The 22,201-nt window shown below is 40.3% G+C and carries 20 protein-coding genes; 9 read left to right on the forward strand and 11 right to left on the reverse strand.

Annotated features, from left to right (window positions below; all coding sequences use genetic code 11):
- The first annotated feature begins 1 nt into the window (after position 1).
- The 6 genes from LU635_RS00505 (at position 2) to LU635_RS00530 (ending at position 6,511) form a co-directional block, all read left to right on the forward strand.
- Positions 2-1,657 carry a pyruvate dehydrogenase complex dihydrolipoamide acetyltransferase gene (locus LU635_RS00505; protein WP_240095231.1) on the forward strand — a complete coding sequence of 552 codons (1,656 nt, stop codon included), beginning with the start codon at positions 2-4 and terminating at the stop codon, positions 1,655-1,657.
- A gap of 63 nt (positions 1,658-1,720) precedes the next feature.
- Positions 1,721-2,689 carry a M28 family metallopeptidase gene (locus LU635_RS00510; protein WP_240095232.1) on the forward strand — a complete coding sequence of 323 codons (969 nt, stop codon included), beginning with the start codon at positions 1,721-1,723 and terminating at the stop codon, positions 2,687-2,689.
- Positions 2,689-3,372 (forward strand): SDR family NAD(P)-dependent oxidoreductase, encoded by a 684-nt coding sequence (locus tag LU635_RS00515; protein ID WP_240095233.1) that lies wholly within the window; start codon positions 2,689-2,691, stop codon positions 3,370-3,372. Before LU635_RS00510 ends, LU635_RS00515 begins: the two co-directional genes overlap by 1 nt.
- Positions 3,373-3,375: 3 nt before the next feature.
- Positions 3,376-3,975, forward strand: coding sequence for a SprT-like domain-containing protein (locus LU635_RS00520; RefSeq protein WP_240095234.1), 600 nt, complete (start codon positions 3,376-3,378; stop codon positions 3,973-3,975).
- A gap of 4 nt (positions 3,976-3,979) precedes the next feature.
- Positions 3,980-5,071 (forward strand): mannose-1-phosphate guanylyltransferase, encoded by a 1,092-nt coding sequence (locus LU635_RS00525; RefSeq protein WP_240095235.1) that lies wholly within the window; start codon positions 3,980-3,982, stop codon positions 5,069-5,071.
- A 3-nt stretch (positions 5,072-5,074) separates the two neighbouring features.
- A complete protein-coding gene (locus LU635_RS00530; RefSeq protein WP_240095236.1) occupies positions 5,075-6,511 on the forward strand; it encodes a DUF389 domain-containing protein in 1,437 nt (478 codons plus the stop codon).
- 3 nt (positions 6,512-6,514) lie between these two features.
- Here LU635_RS00530 and LU635_RS00535 read toward each other — a convergent pair whose 3' ends face one another.
- Positions 6,515-7,276: an ABC transporter ATP-binding protein gene (locus tag LU635_RS00535; RefSeq protein ID WP_240095237.1), complete on the reverse strand. Its 762-nt coding sequence runs from the start codon at positions 7,274-7,276 to the stop codon at positions 6,515-6,517.
- A 3-nt stretch (positions 7,277-7,279) separates the two neighbouring features.
- A complete protein-coding gene (locus tag LU635_RS00540) occupies positions 7,280-8,017 on the reverse strand; it encodes an MlaE family ABC transporter permease (protein WP_240095238.1) in 738 nt (245 codons plus the stop codon).
- 116 nt (positions 8,018-8,133) lie between these two features.
- On the opposite strand from LU635_RS00540, the gene pafA reads away from it, so the two are divergent.
- Positions 8,134-9,762 (forward strand): alkaline phosphatase PafA, encoded by a 1,629-nt coding sequence (pafA, locus tag LU635_RS00545; RefSeq protein WP_240095239.1) that lies wholly within the window; start codon positions 8,134-8,136, stop codon positions 9,760-9,762.
- A gap of 3 nt (positions 9,763-9,765) precedes the next feature.
- Here the strand turns inward: pafA and LU635_RS00550 are convergent, their stop codons facing one another.
- The 4 genes from LU635_RS00550 to gcvP all read right to left on the reverse strand — a co-directional run bounded on the left by LU635_RS00550 (position 9,766) and on the right by gcvP (position 15,218).
- Complete coding sequence (locus tag LU635_RS00550; protein WP_240095240.1) at positions 9,766-10,614, reverse strand: glycosyltransferase family 2 protein; 849 nt, start codon at positions 10,612-10,614, stop codon at positions 9,766-9,768.
- Between the two features lie 52 nt (positions 10,615-10,666).
- Positions 10,667-11,188, reverse strand: a complete 522-nt coding sequence (locus LU635_RS00555; protein ID WP_240095241.1) for a class I SAM-dependent methyltransferase — start codon at positions 11,186-11,188, stop codon at positions 10,667-10,669.
- Position 11,189: 1 nt separating this feature from the next.
- Entirely contained in the window at positions 11,190-12,248 is a 1,059-nt protein-coding gene (locus LU635_RS00560; protein WP_240095242.1) for a 3-oxoacyl-ACP synthase III family protein, read from the reverse strand.
- Between the two features lie 120 nt (positions 12,249-12,368).
- Complete coding sequence (gene gcvP / locus LU635_RS00565; RefSeq protein ID WP_240095243.1) at positions 12,369-15,218, reverse strand: aminomethyl-transferring glycine dehydrogenase; 2,850 nt, start codon at positions 15,216-15,218, stop codon at positions 12,369-12,371.
- Between the two features lie 132 nt (positions 15,219-15,350).
- Here gcvP and LU635_RS00570 point away from each other — a divergent pair, with 132 nt between their 5' ends.
- Positions 15,351-16,190 carry a UbiA prenyltransferase family protein gene (locus LU635_RS00570; RefSeq protein ID WP_240095244.1) on the forward strand — a complete coding sequence of 280 codons (840 nt, stop codon included), beginning with the start codon at positions 15,351-15,353 and terminating at the stop codon, positions 16,188-16,190.
- Here LU635_RS00570 and LU635_RS00575 read toward each other — a convergent pair.
- The 5 genes from LU635_RS00575 to LU635_RS00595 form a co-directional block, all read right to left on the reverse strand.
- On the reverse strand, positions 16,159-16,416 hold the full coding sequence (locus tag LU635_RS00575) for a hypothetical protein (RefSeq protein WP_240095245.1): 258 nt from the start codon (positions 16,414-16,416) through the stop codon (positions 16,159-16,161). The two genes, LU635_RS00570 and LU635_RS00575, sit on opposite strands and share 32 nt — an antisense overlap.
- 11 nt (positions 16,417-16,427) lie before the next feature.
- Entirely contained in the window at positions 16,428-16,979 is a 552-nt protein-coding gene (locus LU635_RS00580; protein WP_240095246.1) for a sigma-70 family RNA polymerase sigma factor, read from the reverse strand.
- A gap of 97 nt (positions 16,980-17,076) precedes the next feature.
- Positions 17,077-19,107 (reverse strand): M3 family metallopeptidase, encoded by a 2,031-nt coding sequence (locus LU635_RS00585; protein WP_240095247.1) that lies wholly within the window; start codon positions 19,105-19,107, stop codon positions 17,077-17,079.
- 193 nt (positions 19,108-19,300) lie between these two features.
- Positions 19,301-19,798: a 5-(carboxyamino)imidazole ribonucleotide mutase gene (gene purE / locus LU635_RS00590; protein WP_240095248.1), complete on the reverse strand. Its 498-nt coding sequence runs from the start codon at positions 19,796-19,798 to the stop codon at positions 19,301-19,303.
- Between the two features lie 4 nt (positions 19,799-19,802).
- Complete coding sequence (locus LU635_RS00595; RefSeq protein WP_240095249.1) at positions 19,803-20,966, reverse strand: 5-(carboxyamino)imidazole ribonucleotide synthase; 1,164 nt, start codon at positions 20,964-20,966, stop codon at positions 19,803-19,805.
- A gap of 122 nt (positions 20,967-21,088) precedes the next feature.
- Between LU635_RS00595 and LU635_RS00600 the strand changes: the two genes are divergently transcribed.
- A complete protein-coding gene (locus LU635_RS00600; protein WP_240095250.1) occupies positions 21,089-22,201 on the forward strand; it encodes an adenylate kinase in 1,113 nt (370 codons plus the stop codon).

Below are 22,201 nucleotides of genomic sequence, written 5' to 3' on the forward strand. Positions count from 1 at the left end.
TATGGCAGAAGTTATCAAAATGCCGCGCTTGAGCGATACCATGGAAGAAGGTACCGTTGCGAAGTGGCTTAAGAAAAAAGGAGACAAGGTAGAAGAAGGTGATATTTTAGCCGAAATCGAAACCGATAAGGCAACCATGGAATTCGAATCCTTTTATGAAGGGACTTTGCTTCATATAGGTGTGGAAGAAGGTGATGGCGCTCCGGTTGATGCGCTTCTGGCCATTATTGGAGAGGAAGATGAAGACATCTCAGACCTTATCAAAGGCGGGGGTGATGACTCTGCTGATAAGAAAGAAGATAAAAAAGAAGAGGAATCCAAAAAGGAAGAATCTTCTGAAGAGGAAGGTGATGATGAAGGGGGAGAGATCCCGGAAGGAGTCGAGATAATAAAAATGCCACGTTTAAGTGATACCATGGAAGAAGGTACTGTGGCTTCATGGCTTAAGCAGGAAGGTGATAAAGTGGAAGAAGGAGATATCCTTGCCGAGATAGAGACCGATAAGGCTACCATGGAATTTGAATCTTTCTATGAAGGAACTCTTTTAAAGATAGGAATCCAGGAAGGTGAATCGGCTAAGGTAGATAGTTTACTTGCCATTATTGGCCCTGAAGGAACTGATGTTTCCAAAATAGATACTACCGGTGGTGGTTCTAAAAAGAAGACCTCTGATTCAGCAAAGGATAAACAAACCGATACCTCTAAAGATTCCGATAAGGAGGACGCCGAAGAGAAGAAATCCGGTTCTCAGTCACAAGGAAAAGATGGAGAGAGAATTTTTGCTTCTCCTCTTGCTAAGAAAATGGCAGAAGATAAAGGGATAGATCTTTCTGATGTCAAGGGTTCTGGGGAGAACGGAAGAATTGTAAAGAAAGATATTGAGGACTTCAAAGGAGTTGAAAAACCTGCAGAAGCGAAGAAAGATACGGCGGCCGAAACAACGGCAGCGGCACAGCCTTATGTGCCTGCAGGAGAGGAGAGCTTTGATGAGCGTAAGAATTCGCAAATGCGTAAAGTTATCGCCAAGCGTTTAGGTGAATCTAAATTTACTGCTCCGCATTACTATCTTACCATAGAGGTTGATATGGCAAATGCGATGGCATCGCGTAAGCATATCAATGAGATGCCAGATGTTAAGGTTTCTTTCAATGATATGGTGATCAAAGCATCTGCGATGGCCTTAAGAAAACATCCGCAGGTAAATAGTCAATGGACAGGAGATACTACTAAAATTGCCAAGCATATCCATATGGGAGTTGCTGTGGCGGTTGAAGAAGGTCTTGTGGTACCGGTGCTTAAATTTGCAGATCAGATGTCTCTGACCCAAATAGGAAGTAATGTAAAGGATCTTGCGGGGAAAGCACGTAACAAAAAGATCCAGCCAAGTGATATGGAAGGCAGTACCTTTACCGTGTCGAATCTTGGAATGTTTGGAATAGTTGAATTCACCAGTATTATAAATCAGCCAAATTCAGCCATTCTTTCTGTTGGAACGATTGTAGAAAAACCAGTAGTGAGAAATGGAGAGATCGTTGTAGGTAATACCATGAAGCTGACCCTGGCCTGTGACCACCGTACGGTAGACGGAGCAACGGGAGCTGCTTTCTTGCAAACTTTAAAGACCTATCTTGAGAGTCCGGTAACAATGCTGGCTTAAGTTGAAGCTCTAATAAATATTCTGAATCCCGCTTAATCGCGGGATTTTTTTATCTTTAGCGATATGAGAAGATATAGATTTTTACCAGCCCTGGGGGCGTTGTTACTGATGATTCTTATAGTCCTCCCGGTTCATTCCCAGGCCTTAAAAAATATAGAAGGAGAAATTTTGCCGGATGAGGTCAGGCTGTCTATGGAGTATCTGGCTTCTGATGAACTGGCGGGCCGTAATACGGGATCCGGGGAGATCGATATGGCTGCTGAATTTATTGAAGATAAATTCAGCGAATCTGGGCTGAAACCTTATTTTGAAACATATCGGGATAGTTTTATGATAGACGATCTACACGCTTTCAATATAGTTGGGATAGTCGAGGGGGTCGATGAAGAACTTAAAGATGAATATATAATAATAGGTGCGCATTACGACCATATTGGTGAAGGTGAACCGGTTGATGGAGATAAGATCGCCAATGGTGCCAATGACAATGCTTCAGGTACAGTTGGAGTTATTGAACTGGCAAAATACTTTGGGACATTAAAGGAGAATAAAAGGAGCCTCATGTTCGTCCTGTTCTCAGGTGAGGAAAAAGGATTGAAAGGATCTAAGCATTTAGCCGAAAAACTAAAGGGAGAAGATCTTGATCTTTATGCCATGGTAAACCTAGAGATGATTGGTGTTCCTATGAAGGCTAAAGAATACCTTGCCTACATTACAGGTTATGAGAATTCAAATCTCGCAGAGAAATTCAATGAATATTCCGGTGGAGAAGAAATCCTGGGCTTTCTGCCTCAGGCAAAACAACTCAGTCTTTTTAAGAGAAGCGATAACTACCCTTTCCATGAGGAGTTTGGAATACCGGCACAGACTATTTGTACATTCGATTTCTCAAACTATCCATATTATCATCATGTTAATGATGAAGCAGAATTTATGGATTATGAGCATATGGCTGCATTGGTAGAAAAACTTTTGCCGGGACTGCTTAAAATGGCCAATACCGAAGAAAAGGAAATTAAACTCACGGATTAATGAAGAATGTTGTTATAACAGGAACAAGCAGGGGAATAGGCCTTGAAATGGTTACCATTTTTTCAGAAATGGGATTTAATGTGCTGGCTTTGTCACGAAATAAGAAACCTGTAGCCAATAAGAACCTGGAAAATGTAAGTTGCTTTTCCTTTGATATTACAGATGAAGACTCTCATATCAGGGCTGAAAGCTTCATTGAAGAGAACTGGAATTCACGGGTAGATATTCTTATAAACAATGCAGGAGCTCTTTTAAACAAGCCTTTTAAGGAAACGAGATCAGATGACTTCAGGGCTATTTTCGAGGTAAATGTATTTGGGGTAGCCACCATCACACGAAAATTTCTTCGCTTTATGAATAAAGATTCTCATGTGCTAAATATCAGTAGTATGGGAGGGATTCAAGGCAGTATGAAGTTTCCCGGCCTTGCTGCCTATAGTTCAAGTAAGGGAGCTTTAATTACGCTTACCGAATTACTGGCTGAAGAATACAAGGAAAGTGGTCCTTCTTTCAATGCACTGGCTTTGGGAGCTGTTCAAACCGAAATGCTCGAAGAGGCATTCCCGGGATATAAAGCTCCGGTCTCTGCAAAGGAGATGGCTGAATATATTGTTGATTTCAGTTTAAAAGGAAATAAATATTATAACGGAAAGATCATGCAGGTGTCTAATAGCACTCCCTGACCCATGAAAGATATCCTTAAGAAATATTTACCGTTAAATTCAGTTGAGCCTGTTTCTGAGCTTATCAAGATGAATGGGGTTCATCTGAAGATCGTTAATGAAAGAGTGACTCGCCATGGTGATTATCGGCGAATGCCAGATGGATCTCAACAGATCACCATTAATGCAAATCTTAACAAATACCGGTTTCTGATTACCACCATACACGAGGTCGCCCATTTGATCGCATTCGAAAAGTATGGAAGGCATATCAAACCTCATGGCCCTGAGTGGAAACATTGCTTTAGGAGTTTGATGCTTCCTTTTATCAGACCCGAGATATTTCCAAATTCATTACTCCCGGTAATTGCCAGTCATTTCAGGAATCCCCGGGCAAGCAGTGATACTGATGCTCAATTATCGGTTGCGCTAAAAACATTTGATCCGGAGAATGATAAAAACTATATTTTTGAGATCCCATTAGGAAGCATTTTTAAGATACATAACGGAAAAACCTTTAAAAAGGGTCAGAGGAAGATAAAGCGTTATGAATGTCTTGAAGTGGATACGGGGAGAATTTATCTTTTTCAGCCAAACGCTGAAGTACATTTATTAAAGTTTTGAATATATGCTAGGAACCAAGAAGGATAATTATTATGCGATTGTTATGGCTGGAGGTGTTGGATCCAGGTTCTGGCCATCCAGCAAAGCCTCCAATCCCAAGCAGTTTATAGACATTCTTGGTGTTGGGGAAACCCTTTTTCAAACTACGTTCAATAGACTTTCCACGCTTATTCCTTCAGAGAACATCTATATACTTACTAATAAAAAGTATGTGGAGATGATAAAGGATCAGGTTCCGCAAATTAAGGATGAGCAAATAGTCCCTGAACCTGAAATGAGGAATACAGCACCAAGTATATTGCTTGGCGCATTAAAGATCTTTGCTAAGAATCCTGACGCTCTTACTATCGTAGCTCCAAGCGATCACTGGATCAAAGATGAAGCTGTCTTTCTGGAAACCATTCAGTCGGCATTTGACGGAGTCGAGAAGGACGATAGGCTGATAACTTTAGGTATTGAACCAACTTTTCCCAATACGGGATATGGGTATATTAAATATGATAAATCCGAAAAAAATTCGCTTAAAAAGGTAGAGGAATTCACCGAAAAACCAAATCTCAAAAAAGCCGAAAAATTTCTGGAGGCGGGTAATTATGTGTGGAATGCTGGAATATTTGTTTGGAGTGCAAGGTTTATAATAGAGAATTTCAAAAAACATATGCCAGAGATGTATGGCATTTTTGAAAAAGGCGAAAAGCTATGGAATACAGCCAGTGAAAAAGATTTTCTTGAAAAGAATTATTCTCGGGCCAGTAATATTTCAATTGACTATGGAATAATGGAGAAAGCAGATTCGGTCTATGTGATTCCTGTGGATTTTAAATGGAGCGATCTGGGTGCCTGGTCTTCAGTTCAAAGTGAGCTGCCGTCAGATGAAAAAGGAAATACCCTTATCAATGCAAGGCTTCATAGCCACGATGCCAGCAATAATATTATTTCGAGTTACAATAAAAAGATCGTAGTTCTTAAAGGGATTTCAGATTATATTATTGTGGAAGATAAAGACGTATTGATGATAGTACCAAAATCTGAAGAGCAGGAAATAAAAAAGTTAAGGGAAGAGGTGATGAAGGAGTTTGGCGACCAATTAGGTTAAAAAATGGCAAATACGAATAATAAGGAGAATAGCGGAAAAGTTAATTCCGATCGTGAGATCATGGCTGAAGATGCCAAGCAGATGCGCGACCGTGCAAGAAGTTTCTTTAGTCGTTTACTCGATATAAGAACAGATACCGACAGGGAATCTACTATGGAAGCGGTCCAGAAAGATATCTCCTTTAAAGGTCATAATGCATGGATCCTTATATTTTCAATATTTGTCGCTTCCATTGGGCTTAATGTAAGCAGTACTGCGGTAGTGATAGGTGCAATGCTTATTTCTCCTTTAATGGGGCCAATTGTTGGTGTGGGCATGTCTGTTGCCATCAACGATGTGGATACACTTAGAAGATCGTTTGTTAACCTGGGTATTATGGTAGGGCTAAGTGTTTTAACGGCTACCGTATACTTTTTCATTTCGCCGGTTAAAAATGAAACGCCCGAGCTCGTTGCACGTACCTATCCTACAATTCTTGATGTTTTAGTGGCAATTTTCGGTGGTTTGGCCCTCATTGTGGCCAAGACAAAAAAAGGAACTATTGCCAGTGTTATTCTGGGTGTTGCTATCGCTACAGCCCTTATGCCTCCTCTATGTACGGTTGGTTACGGTCTGGCAAACGGAAAATGGCAGTTTGCTCTTGGGGCGATATATCTTTTTTCGATTAATGCGGTGTTCATTGCCCTGTCGACTTTTGTGGTTGCAAAACTCCTTGGTTTTCCTCTGGTAAAATATGCTAACAGCAGAAGACGCAGAAAAATAGCGCAGGTAGCCTCTACTATTGCGATAATAGTCATGATTCCCAGTGTGATTCTTTTTGTCAATTTGCTGAGACAACAGGTTTATGAGAGCAAGGCTGATGAGTTTTTTAACGAGACGGTGCAATATGCCGGTGCAGAAACCATCAAGGCAACCAAGGAATATAAGACCAGGACGCTTGAGGTTTATCTCATAGGAAACCAGGTGCCTCAGGGAACTATCGAAACCTGGGAGCAGCGTATGGGGGAGATTGAAGCTTTAAAAGAATCAGAGTTGATAGTGCATCAGGGAAATAATCAACCCCAGGATATTAATAGGTTGTCTACAGAGGTTAGGAGCGGAATCCTGGAAGATCTATATGTAAAAAATCAGGAAGTACTGGAAAACAAGGATAAGAGAATTGAATTACTGGAAACAGAACTCGCCAAGTATCGCGGGGATCAATTTTCTTTTTCAGACCTAAGCCAGGAGGCGAAGATCAACTATGAGAACATTGAAGAGATAGGCTACTCTAATCTTATTACAACCAATTTTCAAAAACTGGATACTATCCCCACATTTACCGTCACCTGGAATTCTGAAATACAAAGTGCCGAGCTTAGAGAACAACAACAGAAATTTGAGAACTGGATGAAGTTGCGATTAAAGCTGGATACGATCGCTATAAAGAATGTTAGATAGGTATTATTCTTTTTGCTGGGCGTCCCTAACTTTCTGAAAAAGATCAGATGAATATACAAAGTCGGTTACGGTCTCATCTGTAGTTTTGAAAATCTCGTCTTTAGTGCCTTTCCATGCAAGTACTCCATCTTTAAGAAACGCTATACGTTCACCTATCTCAAGAACGGAATTCATGTCGTGAGTAATGAGTACCGTGGTAATATCATTTTCATGGGTTAGTTCCTGGATGAGATTATCGATTACTGTGGCAGTTTTAGGGTCAAGGCCAGAGTTTGGTTCATCACAAAAGAGGTATTTTGGTTTGTTCACAATGGCTCTTGCGATCGCCACACGCTTTTGCATTCCTCCGCTAATCTCAGAAGGCATTTTGTCACCGGTTCCTTCAAGGTTTACCCTTTCAAGAACTTCACGCACTCTTGATTGCATCTCGCTTTTTCGTTGTTTGGTGAACATTTTAAGCGGGAACATTATATTCTCTTCCACGGTCATGGAATCGAACAGGGCACCTCCCTGGAATAACATTCCAATTTCTTTCCTAAGTTCTCTTTGTTCTTCATCTGAAAATGAAGAGTAGGGCTTTCCGTCATAGGCAATGGTTCCTTTATCCGGCTTAAACAGCCCAAGCATGCATTTCAGGAAAACACTCTTTCCGGAACCTGACTGACCAATTATTAAATTAGTTTTACCTCTCTCAAAAGTATAGTCAATACCCTTAAGCACTTCCTGCCCGCCAAAAGATTTATATAAATTCTTTACTTCAATCATGCTTTAGCTTAATAAGAGTTGCGTAACAAGATAATTAGTTACGATAAGTACTACACTGGTCCAGACAAAAGAGGTGGTGGCAGCCTGGCCAACTTCAAGTGCTCCTCCCTTCATATAATAACCATGATATGCGGGAACCGTGGCAAGGATAAAGGCGAATAAAATTGTTTTTAAAAAGGCGTATGTTAAGTGAAAAGGAATGAATTCATCCTGTAGACCTGTTATAAACTGGTCTGATGTAACAAAGCCTCCTAAAACAGCCGCTGTATAGGCGCCAGCTATTCCCAGGAACATGGATATGGATATAACAAAAGGATAGGTAAGCATCGCTATTACCTTAGGGAAGATCAGGTAGTTCTTCGAATTTATTCCCATGACTTCCAGTGCATCTATCTGTTCAGTCACCCGCATGGAACCAATACTGGAGGTTATAAAAGATCCAACCTTACCCGCCATGATAATAGAGATGAAAGTAGGTGAAAACTCGAGTATCACAGATTGTCTTGCCGCATATGCCACCAGTGATTTGGGGATTAACGGATTGTTCAGGTTTAGAGCCGTTTGGATTGCTACTACTGCTCCAATGAAAAATGACAGAAATGCAACAATACCCATAGACCCCATGATCAGATCATTGATTTCTTTGAGGATCAGATTCCGAAGTACCGAACCTTTGGTCATCCGGCCAAAAACTCCTTTAAGCATTAAAAAATATTCCCCAATGGAGTGCAGGTAGGTCATTAATCGAATTTTGAAAGGCTAAAATACTAAAATTTCATTCGAAAGTATTTAACGTCTAATTAAAGTTTAGCGTTTCAAGTTTAGTATTTTTGAAGTCTTAAATAAAATTTGCATTGATGATACGGTATTTTTTAGCTTTTATAATGCTTTTAAGTTTTGCTTCAAAAGCACAAATCGTAGAAAATAAACCTAAACTTGTTGTTGGAATTGTAGTGGACCAGATGAGGTATGATTACCTAACCCGTTTTTGGGATGATTTTGGCGATGAGGGTTTCAAACGGCTGGTCAATGATGGTTATGTCTTTAAGAATAATCATTTCAATTATATTCCTACCTACACCGGACCCGGTCACGCATCAGTATTTAGCGGAACCACTCCGGCTTCCCATGGAATAATTAGCAATAGCTGGTTCAATAAATTTGAAGATCGGGAGGTCTATTGCGCCGGGGATGAATCTGTAGAGCCTGTGGGGACTGAAAGTCCGGCAGGGAAGATGTCTCCTCACAGGATGATGTCTACCACTTTTGCTGATGAGAACCGCCTGCACACCCAAATGCGAGGAAAGACCATTGGAATCGCATTGAAGGATCGCGGCGCAATACTGCCCGCAGGGCATACAGCCAATGCCGCATACTGGTTTCACGGTACTGATGAGGCAAAATGGATTACGAGTAGCTTTTATATGGATGAATTGCCTAAATGGGTAAAAGATTTTAACAGCTCAGGAAAAGCCAGATCTTATTTGAAGCCATGGAATACTTTAAGGGATATTAAGAACTATAATGAAAGCGGTAAAGATGAAAATAATTTTGAATTAGGTTTTCGGGGGAAAGAAAAGGCAAGATTCCCATATGATCTGCCGGAATTAGCCTCCAAAAATGGACAGTTTGATATTATTAAATCCACACCATATGGAAACGATCTTACTGCCGAATTTGCTAAAGCGGCCATTAAGGGAGAATCTCTGGGTGAAGATGATATAACCGATGTTCTTACTTTAAGCTTTTCAAGTACCGATTATGTGGGGCATAAATTTGGTGTTAACTCCAAAGAGATCCAGGATACTTATTTAAGGCTTGATCTTGCTCTGGCAGATTTTCTCAAATATCTGGACCAGGAAGTGGGGGAGGGACAATACATGGTATTTCTTACTGCCGACCATGGAGGAGTAGATGTTCCTTCATACTTGAGGACGCAAAAAATTCCTGCCGGCTATTTTGATGATATAAAGAGTAAAGAAATGCTTGAAGAATTTGTAAAGCAGGAATATGACGTGGACGATCTTATACAAAATGTCTCCAATACTCAGGTATTTTTTGATTATAATGTCCTGAAGGAAGAAGATCTGGATGCTAATGAGGTACAGGATAGAATAGCACATTATCTCCTACAGCAAGAGAATATATCCCATGTTTTTACCAGGGAGCAACTGCAAACCGGAAATTATAATAATGGGATAGGTTATCTTATTCAAAAAGGTTATAATCAGAAACGCAGCGGGGATGTAGTATTTGTACTGGATCCGGGTTATATAGTTTATCCTGAAAAAGGAACTACTCACGGGAGTGGTTTCTTATATGATACTCATGTGCCACTCATCTTTTATGGAAAGGGGATAAAAAGCGGAAGTACCTATGAGCGATCTGAAATTCCCGATATAGCACCAACTGTTTCCGCTTTCTTAGGAATATCCTTTCCGAATGCAGCGACCGGTAGATTATTGACCGAGATACTTAAAAAATAACTTTCAGGCGAATTTTTTCCTGATATTCGCCCAGCGAAGTTTTCTTATAAAGCGGCCTTCTTCTTCAGATACTAGAAAAGGCCGTTTTTTATTTTTAGCCTTAAAATAGCCTGCCATATAATGAGCAAAAGCAAAAGGGTTCATCTTCATTGCGGCTAGCTTGGCTGAAGCAATAATACTGAGAAGGCTTCCGTATCTCAATCTGTAAAAAGCTTCTCCCTGTTTGCGCCCGGAGTGTTCAAAATAATTCATCCCGGTGGGGCGAAGGTGCTTCACCAGTAACGACTCATCAGTAATCACCTTCCAACCATGAAATCTTGCCAGTAATTCATCAGCGGTATCCCATCCCATGGCCGGTTTGAGCTGTCCTATTTGAATAAAGCAATGTTTTCGGTAAGCTTTTAAAGCGCCTCGAATATGGTCTTTCCCAGTTAGATTTTCGGGTACCCATTTATTTTTTCTTTGTACACTACAGAAACCACCAACCATCCCGGCCTGGAAATCATTTTCAAAATAGGAGGCGATCCTTTCAAGGTAATTTTCGGGGAAGATAAGATCGGCATCAAATTTACATATTACATCAAAGTCCTCATCCAATTTATAATATCCTTTATAAAAAGCATTTACCACCTTACTTCCTGGTGCGTGTTCTGTAGAAGAGTTATTTTTTACCAGTTGAATGAAGGGATATTTCTTTACATATTCTTCTACTATGGCTGAAGTATTATCGGTAGATCCGTCATCTACCACAACCAGTTTATCCGGTAGAAGGCTTTGCCTGGACAGTGACTCAAGAGTTTGCGTGATAAAGCCACCTTCGTTATGAGCAGGTATTACAATATAGATCTTCAATGGAACTGAAATTCTTGTGAAGTGCTAAGATATAGTTTTGCCAGTAGAAGCTCTATATTCTTTCAGCATAAACCGCATAATAGCGGGGAGTGAATTTTCTTAGGACGGGCCGAATTCCAATCTTATTTACAGGATGAGCCCATTTTATTCTTTGCTTAATTTCCCAGCCGCTTTTTTCTAAAAGCCAATCGAACTGCCAGTCTTCAAATTCATGATAATGCCGGTCCCATTTATCTGTTTTACTTCGATATGCAGAGGAAAACCATAATTTTAAAGGTATGCTTGCTATAAGTTTATCGGCTCTTATTTCCTTTAAAATATTATATGGAGCAACCAGATGTTCAAATATTTCGAAAGCCGTAACCAGATCAAATTCTTCATTTTGCACAGCGGTGAAATCATCATCCAGGTCTTCGCCTGTAGTGTTTTGTACTTGATAGCCTTCTTCCTTCATGATATATGTAAAAGGATTTTTAACTCCAAGATCAAGTACCCTGGCCGGTGGAGGAACTGATTCTTTTAAAAATTCTAAGGTTTTTTTATATCGCTTTTCAGGAAAGTTTGTCTCGTACATTCTAGATCTGATAGGTGATCGCATTTATATTCATTCCCGCTCCTACACTGGCAAACATAATGATGTCGCCTTTTTTCAAATCCTGGTTTTTTATCTTGCCTTTTGAAACGAGATCGAACAGGGTAGGAACTGTGGCAACGCTGCTGTTGCCTAATTCATGAATGGTCATGGGCATAACGTCTTTTGGAGGCGTTGTCCCGTGAAGTTTATAAAAACGGTCTATAATAGCCTGATCCATTTTCTCGTTAGCCTGGTGAATAAAGACCTTTTTTAGATCTTTGATGGACTTTCCGCTGTTTTCCAGGCAGTCTTTCATAGCCTTGGGAACATTCATTAGGGCAAATTCGTAGATCTTTCGCCCGTGCATTTTTATGTACCTGATATCTTCGGGTGCCGTTGATTCATTTGACTTTCCAAAATAAATGTATTCAGCTTCCTGAAAAGAATAGGTTGCCGATTCATGAGAAAGTATTCCACCGGGATCATTAGAAGCCTCCAGAACCACAGCTCCGGCACCATCAGAAAAGATCATGGAGTCGCGATCATGTTTATCGACCACTCTGGAAAGTGCTTCGGCTCCAATCACAAGACATTTTTTCGCCATTCCGGCTTTAATGAATGCCTGCGCCTGGATCAATCCTTCTATCCATCCGGGACATCCAAAAAGTACATCATATCCTACACATTTTGGATTTTTGATCCTTAAATGAGATTTCACCCTGGTAGCCATGCTGGGAACAGTGTCACTCTGGATGGAGTCTGTCTTAACGTCTCCATAATTATGTGCCACGATGATATAATCAAGGGTTTCAGGATCTATACCTGAACTCTCAATAGCTTTCTGACTGGCAATGACGGCAATATCTGAAGTATTAAGATTTTCATCAAGATATCTTCTTTCTTCAATTCCTGTGATGGCCTTAAATTTTCTAATAGTCGTCTCATTATCATGAGGAAATGTAGTACCATCTACATTGTAGAATTCATGTTGACCAAAATCGGCATTCGTAGTCACTACATTTGGAATATAACTTCCTGTTCCCGTGATTTTGCAGTTCATGGCGCTCTTATTTTATTGGGTTTACAATTTAATTAAATAGTCGTAAAATCCTCTTTAAATCCCTAAAATATTAGAACATAAAAAAACCTGTCTTGTCATTGATTTTTGTTGTAATCTATCTTAAGCTTCAGCATATTCCTCAGTAGGAGGGCAGGTACACATCAGGTTTCTGTCACCAAATGCTTCATCCACCCTTCTTACACTAGGCCAGAATTTGTTATCATGTAGATGATTTAGCGGGTATGCGGCTTTCTCACGTGAATAAGGAAGATTCCATTCATCTGAGGTCAACATGTGAATTGTATGCGGTGCATTTTTCAAAACATTATTGCCGTCATCTGAAGAGACTTCGTCTATCTCATGACGAATAGAGATAAGCGCGTCGCAGAAACGGTCAAGTTCCGGTTTACTTTCGCTTTCAGTAGGCTCTATCATAATAGTTCCTGCTACCGGGAAGGATACGGTCGGCGCATGAAATCCATAATCGATAAGCCTTTTAGCGATATCTGTAACCTCAATTCCTTTCTCCTTGAAGGGACGGCAGTCTACGATCATTTCATGAGCTGCACGGCCTCTTTCCCCCGAATAAAGGGTTTTATAGTGATCTTTAAGTCTTTCTTTAATATAGTTAGCGTTCAGAATGGCATATTCGGTCGCTTTCTGGAGTCCTCCTGTTCCAAGCATCTTTATGTATCCGTAGGAAATGAGGCAAACCAAAGCAGATCCCCAAGGGGCAGAAGAAATAGCGCCGATGGCATTTTCTCCCCCGGTCTTGATTACAGGATTTCCGGGCAGGAATGGTTTTAACTGTTCTGCAACACAGATTGGTCCAACTCCAGGACCACCGCCTCCGTGAGGAATAGCGAAGGTCTTATGCAGGTTCAAATGACAGACATCAGCGCCAATTCTACCTGGATTTGTCAATCCAACCTGGGCATTCATGTTAGCTCCGTCCATATAGACCTGACCTCCGTTCTCGTGGATGATATTTGTGATCTCGCGAATAGCTGATTCAAATACTCCATGCGTTGAAGGGTAAGTTACCATCAATGCCGCAAGATTATCTTTGTATTTTAAAGCTTTTTCTCTAAGATCTTCCACATCGATATTTCCATTCTCAGTAGCCTTGGTGACAACTACTTTCATTCCAGCCATTACTGCAGAAGCGGGATTGGTTCCATGTGCTGAAGAAGGGATCAAACATACATCTCTGTGTCCCTCTCCGTTTGCTTCATGATAAGCTCTAATAACCATCAATCCAGCATATTCTCCCTGAGCGCCAGAATTTGGCTGAAGAGAAGTTGCCGCAAAGCCGGTAATTTCGGTTAGCTGATGTTCCAGCTCTTTTAGAACAACCTGATAACCTTCAGCCTGGTCTACCGGTACAAAAGGATGTAAATTTCCCCATTGCGGATTACTTAACGGAAGCATTTCTGAAGCTGCATTCAGTTTCATGGTGCATGATCCTAGAGAGATCATTGAATGATTCAAAGAAAGATCCTTGCGTTCCAGTTTCTTGATGTAACGCATCAGCTCGGTTTCCGAATGGTATAAATTGAATACTTCATGCGTAAGGAAACTGGTTTTTCTCTGTAGATTCTGGGGGATCGCACTTCTTTCAGGAAGTTCTGCAATCTCCTTTTTAGCTTTACCTGCTAATTCAGCAAAAACAGCGATAATGGCATTGATATCGTCGGTGGTTGTGGTTTCATTTATAGAAATACAGGCACTTTCGGCATCCGGATAGAAGAAATTGATCTCATTTTTCTCTGCGATCTCTTTCAGCTTTTTCGCATCTGCCTTTACATGAAGGGTGTCAAAATAGGCAGAGTTCAATTGCTCAAATCCAAGATCCTTTAAATTATCTTCCAGTCCAACCGCAGAAGCATGAACGATATCTGCAATATATTCAAGACCTTTTGGACCATGGTACACCGCGTACATTCCAGCCATTACTGCCAACAAAACCTGGGCAGTACAAATATTTGAGGTAGCTTTATCTCTTTTTATATGCTGCTCTCGGGTTTGTAGAGCCATCCTTAATGCGTTATTCCCGTCAAGGTCTTTGGTAAGGCCAATTATCCTTCCCGGTAAATTACGCTTATATTCTTCTTTGGTAGCAAAATAAGCCGCGTGAGGACCTCCGTAACCCAATGGAATTCCAAATCTCTGGGTAGTTCCCACAACTACATCCACACCAAGCTCACCAGGAGCCTGAAGTTTTACAAGGCTGAGTATATCTGCTGCAACCGCCGTCTTTATATTAGATTTCTTGCAGTTTTCGACAAAATTTGAGTAGTCATAAACCTGTCCGAATTTGCCTGGGTACTGAACTAAAGCACCAAAATATTCTTCAGAGAAATCAAAATCTTCATGATCACCTACTACCATGTCAATTCCAAGGAAGTTAGCCCGGGTTTCCATTAAGGAGATGGTTTGCGGCAGGACCTGTTGCGATACAAAGAATTTATTTACATCGGCCTTCTTCTGCTTTCTATCCCGAACAGCATACAACAGCGCCATAGCTTCAGCAGCTGCAGTAGATTCATCAAGTAATGAGGCGTTTGCAATTTCCATTCCGGTAAGATCGCTTACCATAGTCTGGAAGTTCAGTAAAGCTTCTAAGCGACCCTGAGCTATTTCAGCCTGATACGGAGTATAGGCTGTATACCAACCCGGATTCTCCAGAATATTACGCTGTATCACAGCCGGTAAAATAGCCTGATGGTATCCTAAACCAATGTATGTCTTAAAAACCCTGTTCTTTTCAGAAAGTTTTTTAATGTGTTCGGCATACTGATTTTCGCTCATTGCCTTTGGAAGGTCCAGAGGTTTGTGAAGGCGAATATCATCTGGGATAGTCTCGTAAATTAACTGGTCTATGGTCTCAACACCAATAGTGTCCAGCATTTCCTGTAGATTTTCAGCTTTAGGACCTATGTGGCGTAATGCGAAAGAATCTGTTCTCATTAAAATATAGTTGTGTTTTTTGTGCTGCGAAAATACATAATTTCAGACTATTTTTTTATTGTTTAGTGACATACAGTTGTTAAGATTTTTAGGTCGCATTCTACAAAAGGATATAATATGTAATTTAGCAGGATGAAGTATTTACAAAATGCTTTTGAACTCTACATAAATAGTAGCATTCATGTTTCGCTGGCTATAGTCGCTTTTACCCTGATCACCTTTCTTAAATATGACCAGGAGATTGATAAAGATCTTTTATTCTTTATATTTTTCGCGTCCATTACCGGATACAACTTTGTGAAATATGCGGGGATAGCAAAACTTCATCATCTTAGCCTGGCAGGGAATCTGCGTTTTATCCAGGTATTTTCTTTTTTAAGTTTTGTAGCGCTGGTCTATTTTACTTTTCAGATGGAAATCAGGGTGCTTATTGCAACCGGGTTTTTAGGTCTTTTTACAATATTCTATGCCGTACCGTTTTTAGGAAAGGATAAGAATTTAAGAAGCCTTCCCGGATTAAAGATTTTTATTATTGCAGTGGTTTGGGCTGGCACTACGGTACTTCTACCTCTTATTAATGCCGAAGCATACTTAGGAACCGGGATTCTGGTGGACTTTATCCAGAGATTATTCCTGGTGATTGTTCTAACTCTTCCGTTTGAAATAAGAGACCTGAAATATGACGACGAGGCACTGGGAACCATACCTCAAAGGCTGGGAGTTTTTAAGTCAAAAGTTTTTGGCCTTTTTTTGATCCTTCTGATTTTTTTTTCAGAGATAATTCAAAACTCATTTAGTTCAGCTGAATTTCTGGCCTTTATCATAATTCTTTTGGTAAGTGGGATATTGCTTTGGAAAGCTGGCAGGGATCAGAAGAAGTATTATTGTTCGTTCTGGGTAGAGATGGTTCCTGTATTTTATTTAGGTTTCTACTGGGTATTTACACATTATCTTCCGCAAACTCCTTTTTAATCTGTTCACGCCAGGCCTGTTTTTGTTCTTCAGAACAGGATTGAATTTTGGATTTTTTGATGGCTTCGGTGAGTTTGGAATTTTTAGAGGAAAATTTGCGGCAGGCCTGGCAAAAAGTAAGGTGGAGAAAGAGCTTCATTTTGTCCAGTGGCTTTGCTTCCTTGTACTGTGACTTATTACAGCACTCGGCCGCTTTGGAACAATCGATAAAAAAAAGTTTTCTCATCCTACTCATAATTAGAACCAATTTTTTTCCAAACAGGCTGCAAGGGCAGTGCGGGCTCTGTGAATGATAACCCAAAGGTTAGACGGTGTGATATTAAATTCATTACAGATAGTTTCGGTATCTGCACCATCAATTGTCTTTCTTTTAAAAATGGACGCATGCTTTTCGTTGATACTGTCCAGACATTCCAGAATGGCCAGCCCCAGTTCATTGTTTTCCATTTCATCTTCCGCCGTGCGGTCAAACTGGTCTGGCACCTGTTCTTCCAGCCATTCACCTTCGTTATAATCATCAGTATAATTGACCCTGACCTCGGCCTTTCCCTTTCGCGAATTTATTTTGCGATAGTAATCTATGATTTTTCTTTTTAAAATCGAAATCAGCCAGGTACGTTCGCTTGCCTCTCCTTTGAAATATTTGGCTGATTTGAGTGCGGCAAGAAAGGTTTCAGAAATAAGATCATTAGCTACCTCACGATCGTTTACGCGAACGATCGTGTAATTGAACAGGTAATCCGAATATTTATCGACCCATTTATTAGGGTCGAGTTCGTTGGCTGGCATGATCTAGATCTCTTCGGTTCTACTCAAAAATAGCAAAAGAAAGGCTATCAAAAGTTATAGAAACGATAAGATTTACAGATATAGCCTTAGATAGGAGCTATTTTGAGATCAATCCGGCTCTTCTTAACAGCGCATCCGGTTTTGGTTCTTTTCCGCGGAAACGTTTATAGAGTTCCATTGGATGTTCCGTACCACCTTTTGAAAGTATATTTTCCCTGAACTTATCTGCAATATCCTTACTGAAGATGCCATTTTCCGTGAAATACTCAAAAGTATCAGCATCCAGGACTTCGGCCCATTTATAAGAATAATAACCGGCAGAATAGCCTCCCTGGAATATATGCGAAAATGCCGTACTCATGCAATTTGAAGTAACATCCGGATATAATTTCGTTGGCTCAAAAGCCTTGATTTCATGTTCCTTTACGTCTACTACTCCCGAAGGATCCACAGCATGCCAGCTAAGATCAAGCATTCCGAAGCTTAATTGTCTAAGGGTTGCCATTCCTTCCAGGAAGTTTGCCGATTCTTTGATCTTATCGATGTATTCCTGCGGAATTGCCTCGCCTGTCTTGTAATGTTTAGCAAATAGCTGAAGGGATTCTTTCTCGTAACACCAGTTTTCCAGCACCTGGCTGGGCAGTTCCACAAAGTCCCAGTATACATTTGCCCCTGAGAGGCTTGGGTAGGTCGTATTTGCCAGCATTCCATGCAGGGCATGCCCAAATTCATGGAACAGGGTGGTAACCTCATTAAAAGTGAGCAAGGATGGTTCCTTTTCTGTAGGTTTGGTGAAATTACAGACTATGGAAATATGCGGCCTTTCATTTACATTATTCTGAACGTACTGTTGTTTGTAGATAGTCATCCATGCACCATCTCTTTTGCCAGGTCGCGGATGAAAATCAGCATAGAAGAGGGCTATATTTTCTCCGGATTCATCTGTGACCTGAAAGGTTTTAACATCCTGATGATATTTATCTATATTGTGAACTTCTTCAAAGTTTAGTCCGTAAAGTTTCTGTGCTACGGTAAATACCCCACTGATTACATTCTCAAGTTTGAAATATGGCTTTAGTTTTTCATCGTCAAGATTGAACAGTTTCTGTTTGAGTTTTTCACCATAGAAGGCAGCGTCCCATTTCTGAAGCTCGTCTATTCCATCCAGATCTTTTGCGAAATTCTCCAGTTCTTTAAACTCTCTTTCGGCAGCAGGTTTTGCTTTTTCCAGCATTTCATTCAGGAAAGAATCAACCTTTTCCGGGGTTTCCGCCATTCGCTCTTCTAAAACAAAGTGAGCATGGGAGTCAAACCCAAGGAGTTTAGCTCTTTTGTATCTTAATTTGGCAATTCTAAGAACGTTCTCCTGGTTATCAAGTTCGTCATTATGGAAGCCGCGGGAACCGAAGGCAAGTGCCAGTTCCTTTCTCAATTCCCTGTCGTTGGCATATTTCATAAAAGGAATATAACTTGGATATTCCAGCGTGAATATCCAGCCGTCCTTATCTTTAGATTTGGCTACAGATCTTGCTTCATCTTTGAAACTTTCAGGTAGACCTCCTAATTTTGACTCATTGGTCACCTGCAGTTCATAGCGATTAGTTTCTGCCAGAACATTTTCTCCAAATTTCAGCTTTAGTTTGGAAAGCTCCTTATCGAACTCCCTAAGCACTGTTTGTTTGTCCTCAGAAAGGTTTGCGCCGTTCCGGGTAAAAGCTTTATACTTTTTCTCTAAAAGCATGTTCTGCTCTTTGTTGAGGTCCAGCGTGTCTTTCTTCTCGAAAATGCTTTTTATTCTTTTAAAAAGACCTTTATTCAATATAACGTCGTTCTTGAATTCTGAAAGGACCGGAGATAACTCCTGTGCGATCTTCTGAATTTCTTCGTTGGTTTCTGCTGAATTTATATTGAAAAAGATACTGGTGACCCTGTCAAGTTTCTGACCTGAGTACTCCAGGGCTTCCAGGGTATTTTCAAAAGTCGGGCTCTCTGTAGAATTAACAATTTCATCTATTTCCTTCCTCGCGAGCTCCACGGCTTCCAAAATAGCCGGCTTATAATCTTCGGTCTTTATTTTGGAAAAAGGAGCATAATCAAATTCTGTAAGTAATATATTCTGAGAATCCATTTAGTAATGTTGAGTTAACGTTATCGATAAATATTTTTAACGTAAAAGCCATATTTTAAATTTTTTATCTATTTTAGTTATGACTAATATAGATTTAACTTAAAATTCACATAGTAGTTTACAAAGTTCTGGTTTTATATTTAGAATGGTTAATAAATAATAATACAGATTAAAACTACTTGAAAGGCCGCTTTTAGCGGTCTTTCTTATTTTTTAGGGATTTTGCACCTTCTATGACTTTTGTCTTAAGTCCTTCTTTGTAAACCAGGATCTTATCCAGTACACATTTATCTGAAGAACCTATGATCTGGGCAGCCAGGATACCTGCATTTTTAGCACCATCCAGGGCCACAGTGGCAACGGGAACCCCGCCTGGCATTTGAAGAATGGAAAGTACAGAATCCCAGCCATCTATGGAGTTTCGGGATTTTACAGGAACACCAATTACGGGTAGGGGAGACAATGAAGCTACCATCCCTGGTAAATGTGCGGCGCCTCCTGCTCCTGCAATGATGACCTGAATACCCTTTTCATGCGCTGTTTTACTAAATTCAAAAAGTTTTTCGGGGGTTCGGTGTGCAGAAACTATATCTACTTCCACTTCAATATCAAAGCCTTTTAAAATATCTATAGCTTCCTGCATTACAGGCATATCGCTTGTGCTGCCCATTATTACTGCTACTTTTCCCATTCCTTTATTTATTATCGCTTATTACTTTTATACTGTTCTTGACCTTTTCGGCGATCTTTCTGGCTTCTGCCAGGTCCTTATTTGCTATGGTCACATGGCCCATTTTTCTGAAAGGGCGTGTTATTTTCTTACCATAGATATGAGGAGTTACGCCATCCATTTTCATAATCTCTTCGATGTTCTTATAAACCACATTTCCTTCATGACCTTCGGCTCCCACCAAATTTACCATAATTCCACCTACTTTACTATCTGTATTTCCAAGCGGTAAATTGAGGATTGCGCGTATATGCTGCTCAAACTGATTGGTGTACGAAGCTTCAATGCTGTAATGACCGCTGTTATGTGGTCTTGGAGCAACTTCATTTATCAGGATCTCATCATCTTCTGTCTGAAACATTTCTACAGCAAGTAAACCAACATGCTGGAATGCTTCAGAAACCTTTTCTGCAGTCTTTCTGGCTTTTTCAGCTACTTTTTTATCGATCCTCGCCGGACATATCACATATTCTACCTGGTTTGCAGTCGGATGGAATTCCATTTCCACTACCGGATAGGTTTTCATCTCCCCTGAAGGATTCCTGGCTACGATCACGGCAAGTTCATTCTTGAAGGGAATCAAGTTTTCAGCAATGCATTCTCCTTCTGATAATACCTCCAGATCTTCCTGTTTTTTGATTACCGAAACTCCTTTGCCATCATAACCTCCTGTAGCACTTTTCCAGACAAAAGGGATGCTAATTTTTCTATCTTCTATCGCTCCTTTTAATTCCTTGATGGAATCAAAAACCTCGAATTGCGCAGTTGGGATATTTTTCTCCCTGTAAAATTTCTTTTGGGTGGCTTTATTCTGAATCTTTTCCAAGGTAGTGGCTGATGGATAAGTTTTTATTCCTTCCGATTCCAGTTGTTTGAGGGCATCTACGTTCACTCCCTCAATTTCAAAAGTGACAACATCGGCCTTTCTTCCGAAATTCAGAACGGTTTCATAATCCATAAGATCTCCCTGTTCAAAGTAATTACAGGATATTTTACATGGGGCCTCTGCGCTGGGATCCAGAACAAGTGTCTGAATATCATATTTCCGGGTTTCATATAACACCATTTTCCCGAGTTGTCCACCACCGAGAATTGCCAGTTTAAAGTCTGATGAAAAATAATTTACCATAAAATGAATAGCCTTTTCGCAAAAATAACCTATTCGTAATTCCTGCAATGCATATTCGGTAAGAAATCGGGCTGTTGGGCTTATCGAGATTCCTTATCTTTGCCACTTAAAATCTGAGAATTTTGATAAAGCTGCATGATCTTGAATTTGAACCTTTTATTTCAGAAAGGGAAATTACTAAGTCTATAGAGAGGATTTCAGATAAACTAAATCAGGATTTTGGTGATAAAAAGCCTGTTTTCATTGGGGTTCTGAATGGTTCTTTTATGTTTGCTTCCGAAGTGATAAAAAGATTTCACGGGGATTGCGAAATCAGCTTCGTTAAACTGGGTTCTTATGAAGGAACCGAAAGCACAGGGAAGGTCAGGACTCTGCTTGGATTGAACCAGGAGCTTAAGGGAAGAAGCGTAATCTTGCTGGAAGATATTGTAGATACAGGGAACACACTGGTTGAGATCGATCAGATTTTAAAAAAGGCTGAGGTTGAGGATTACAAGGTGGTTACCCTGTTCTATAAACCGGAAGCCTATAAAAAGAATATTCCGGTGGACTATATCGGAATGGAGATACCCAATAAATTTATTGTTGGTTTCGGTTTGGATTATGATGGTCTTGGCCGTAATCTAACTCAAGTATATAAACGCAAAGAAAATAAAATGACAAATATTGTATTGTTTGGCCCTCCGGGTGCAGGCAAAGGAACTCAGGCGACAATTCTAAAGGATAAGTATAATCTTGTGCATATATCTACGGGAGATGTGTTCAGGTATAACATCAAAAATCAGACTGAACTTGGTCTTAGCGCCAAATCGTATATTGATAAGGGACAGCTGGTTCCCGATGAGGTTACCATTAATATGCTGAAAGCAGAAGTAGAGAAGAATGAAGGTGCCAATGGTTTTATTTTTGACGGTTTTCCGCGTACTGAAACCCAGGCTGATGCTTTGGAGGATTTCCTTGAATCTAAAGGAACCATGGTGCATGCGATGATAGCTTTGGAAGTTGAGGATAATATATTGGTAGAGCGTTTGCTGGAAAGGGGAAAGACCTCGGGAAGACCTGATGATGCTGATGAAGACGTGATTAGAAATCGTATAAAGGTATATTACGACGAAACTGCTATTCTTAAGAATTATTATCAGAAGCAGGACAGATATTTTGGCGTAGACGGGGTAGGAAGTATTGAAGAGATCACTGAACGACTAAGTACTGTGATTGATAAGCTAATGAAATAA

Source organism: Christiangramia crocea (genome assembly GCF_022410465.1).
Classification (GTDB): Bacteria; Bacteroidota; Bacteroidia; order Flavobacteriales; family Flavobacteriaceae; genus Christiangramia; species Christiangramia crocea.

What these genes read in the sequence shown, in the direction of transcription:
- LU635_RS00505 (WP_240095231.1), top strand. Translation starts at nt 2, where the DNA reads ATGGCAGAAGTTATCAAAATGCCGCGCTTGAGCGATACCATGGAAGAA.
- LU635_RS00510 (WP_240095232.1), top strand. Translation starts at nt 1,721, where the DNA reads ATGAGAAGATATAGATTTTTACCAGCCCTGGGGGCGTTGTTACTGATG.
- LU635_RS00515 (WP_240095233.1), top strand. Translation starts at nt 2,689, where the DNA reads ATGAAGAATGTTGTTATAACAGGAACAAGCAGGGGAATAGGCCTTGAA.
- LU635_RS00520 (WP_240095234.1), top strand. Translation starts at nt 3,376, where the DNA reads ATGAAAGATATCCTTAAGAAATATTTACCGTTAAATTCAGTTGAGCCT.
- LU635_RS00525 (WP_240095235.1), top strand. Translation starts at nt 3,980, where the DNA reads ATGCTAGGAACCAAGAAGGATAATTATTATGCGATTGTTATGGCTGGA.
- LU635_RS00530 (WP_240095236.1), top strand. Translation starts at nt 5,075, where the DNA reads ATGGCAAATACGAATAATAAGGAGAATAGCGGAAAAGTTAATTCCGAT.
- LU635_RS00535 (WP_240095237.1), bottom strand. Translation starts at nt 7,276, where the DNA reads ATGATTGAAGTAAAGAATTTATATAAATCTTTTGGCGGGCAGGAAGTG.
- LU635_RS00540 (WP_240095238.1), bottom strand. Translation starts at nt 8,017, where the DNA reads ATGACCTACCTGCACTCCATTGGGGAATATTTTTTAATGCTTAAAGGA.
- pafA (WP_240095239.1), top strand. Translation starts at nt 8,134, where the DNA reads ATGATACGGTATTTTTTAGCTTTTATAATGCTTTTAAGTTTTGCTTCA.
- LU635_RS00555 (WP_240095241.1), bottom strand. Translation starts at nt 11,188, where the DNA reads ATGTACGAGACAAACTTTCCTGAAAAGCGATATAAAAAAACCTTAGAA.
- LU635_RS00560 (WP_240095242.1), bottom strand. Translation starts at nt 12,248, where the DNA reads ATGAACTGCAAAATCACGGGAACAGGAAGTTATATTCCAAATGTAGTG.
- gcvP (WP_240095243.1), bottom strand. Translation starts at nt 15,218, where the DNA reads ATGAGAACAGATTCTTTCGCATTACGCCACATAGGTCCTAAAGCTGAA.
- LU635_RS00570 (WP_240095244.1), top strand. Translation starts at nt 15,351, where the DNA reads ATGAAGTATTTACAAAATGCTTTTGAACTCTACATAAATAGTAGCATT.
- LU635_RS00575 (WP_240095245.1), bottom strand. Translation starts at nt 16,416, where the DNA reads ATGAGAAAACTTTTTTTTATCGATTGTTCCAAAGCGGCCGAGTGCTGT.
- LU635_RS00580 (WP_240095246.1), bottom strand. Translation starts at nt 16,979, where the DNA reads ATGCCAGCCAACGAACTCGACCCTAATAAATGGGTCGATAAATATTCG.
- LU635_RS00585 (WP_240095247.1), bottom strand. Translation starts at nt 19,107, where the DNA reads ATGGATTCTCAGAATATATTACTTACAGAATTTGATTATGCTCCTTTT.
- purE (WP_240095248.1), bottom strand. Translation starts at nt 19,798, where the DNA reads ATGGGAAAAGTAGCAGTAATAATGGGCAGCACAAGCGATATGCCTGTA.
- LU635_RS00595 (WP_240095249.1), bottom strand. Translation starts at nt 20,966, where the DNA reads ATGGTAAATTATTTTTCATCAGACTTTAAACTGGCAATTCTCGGTGGT.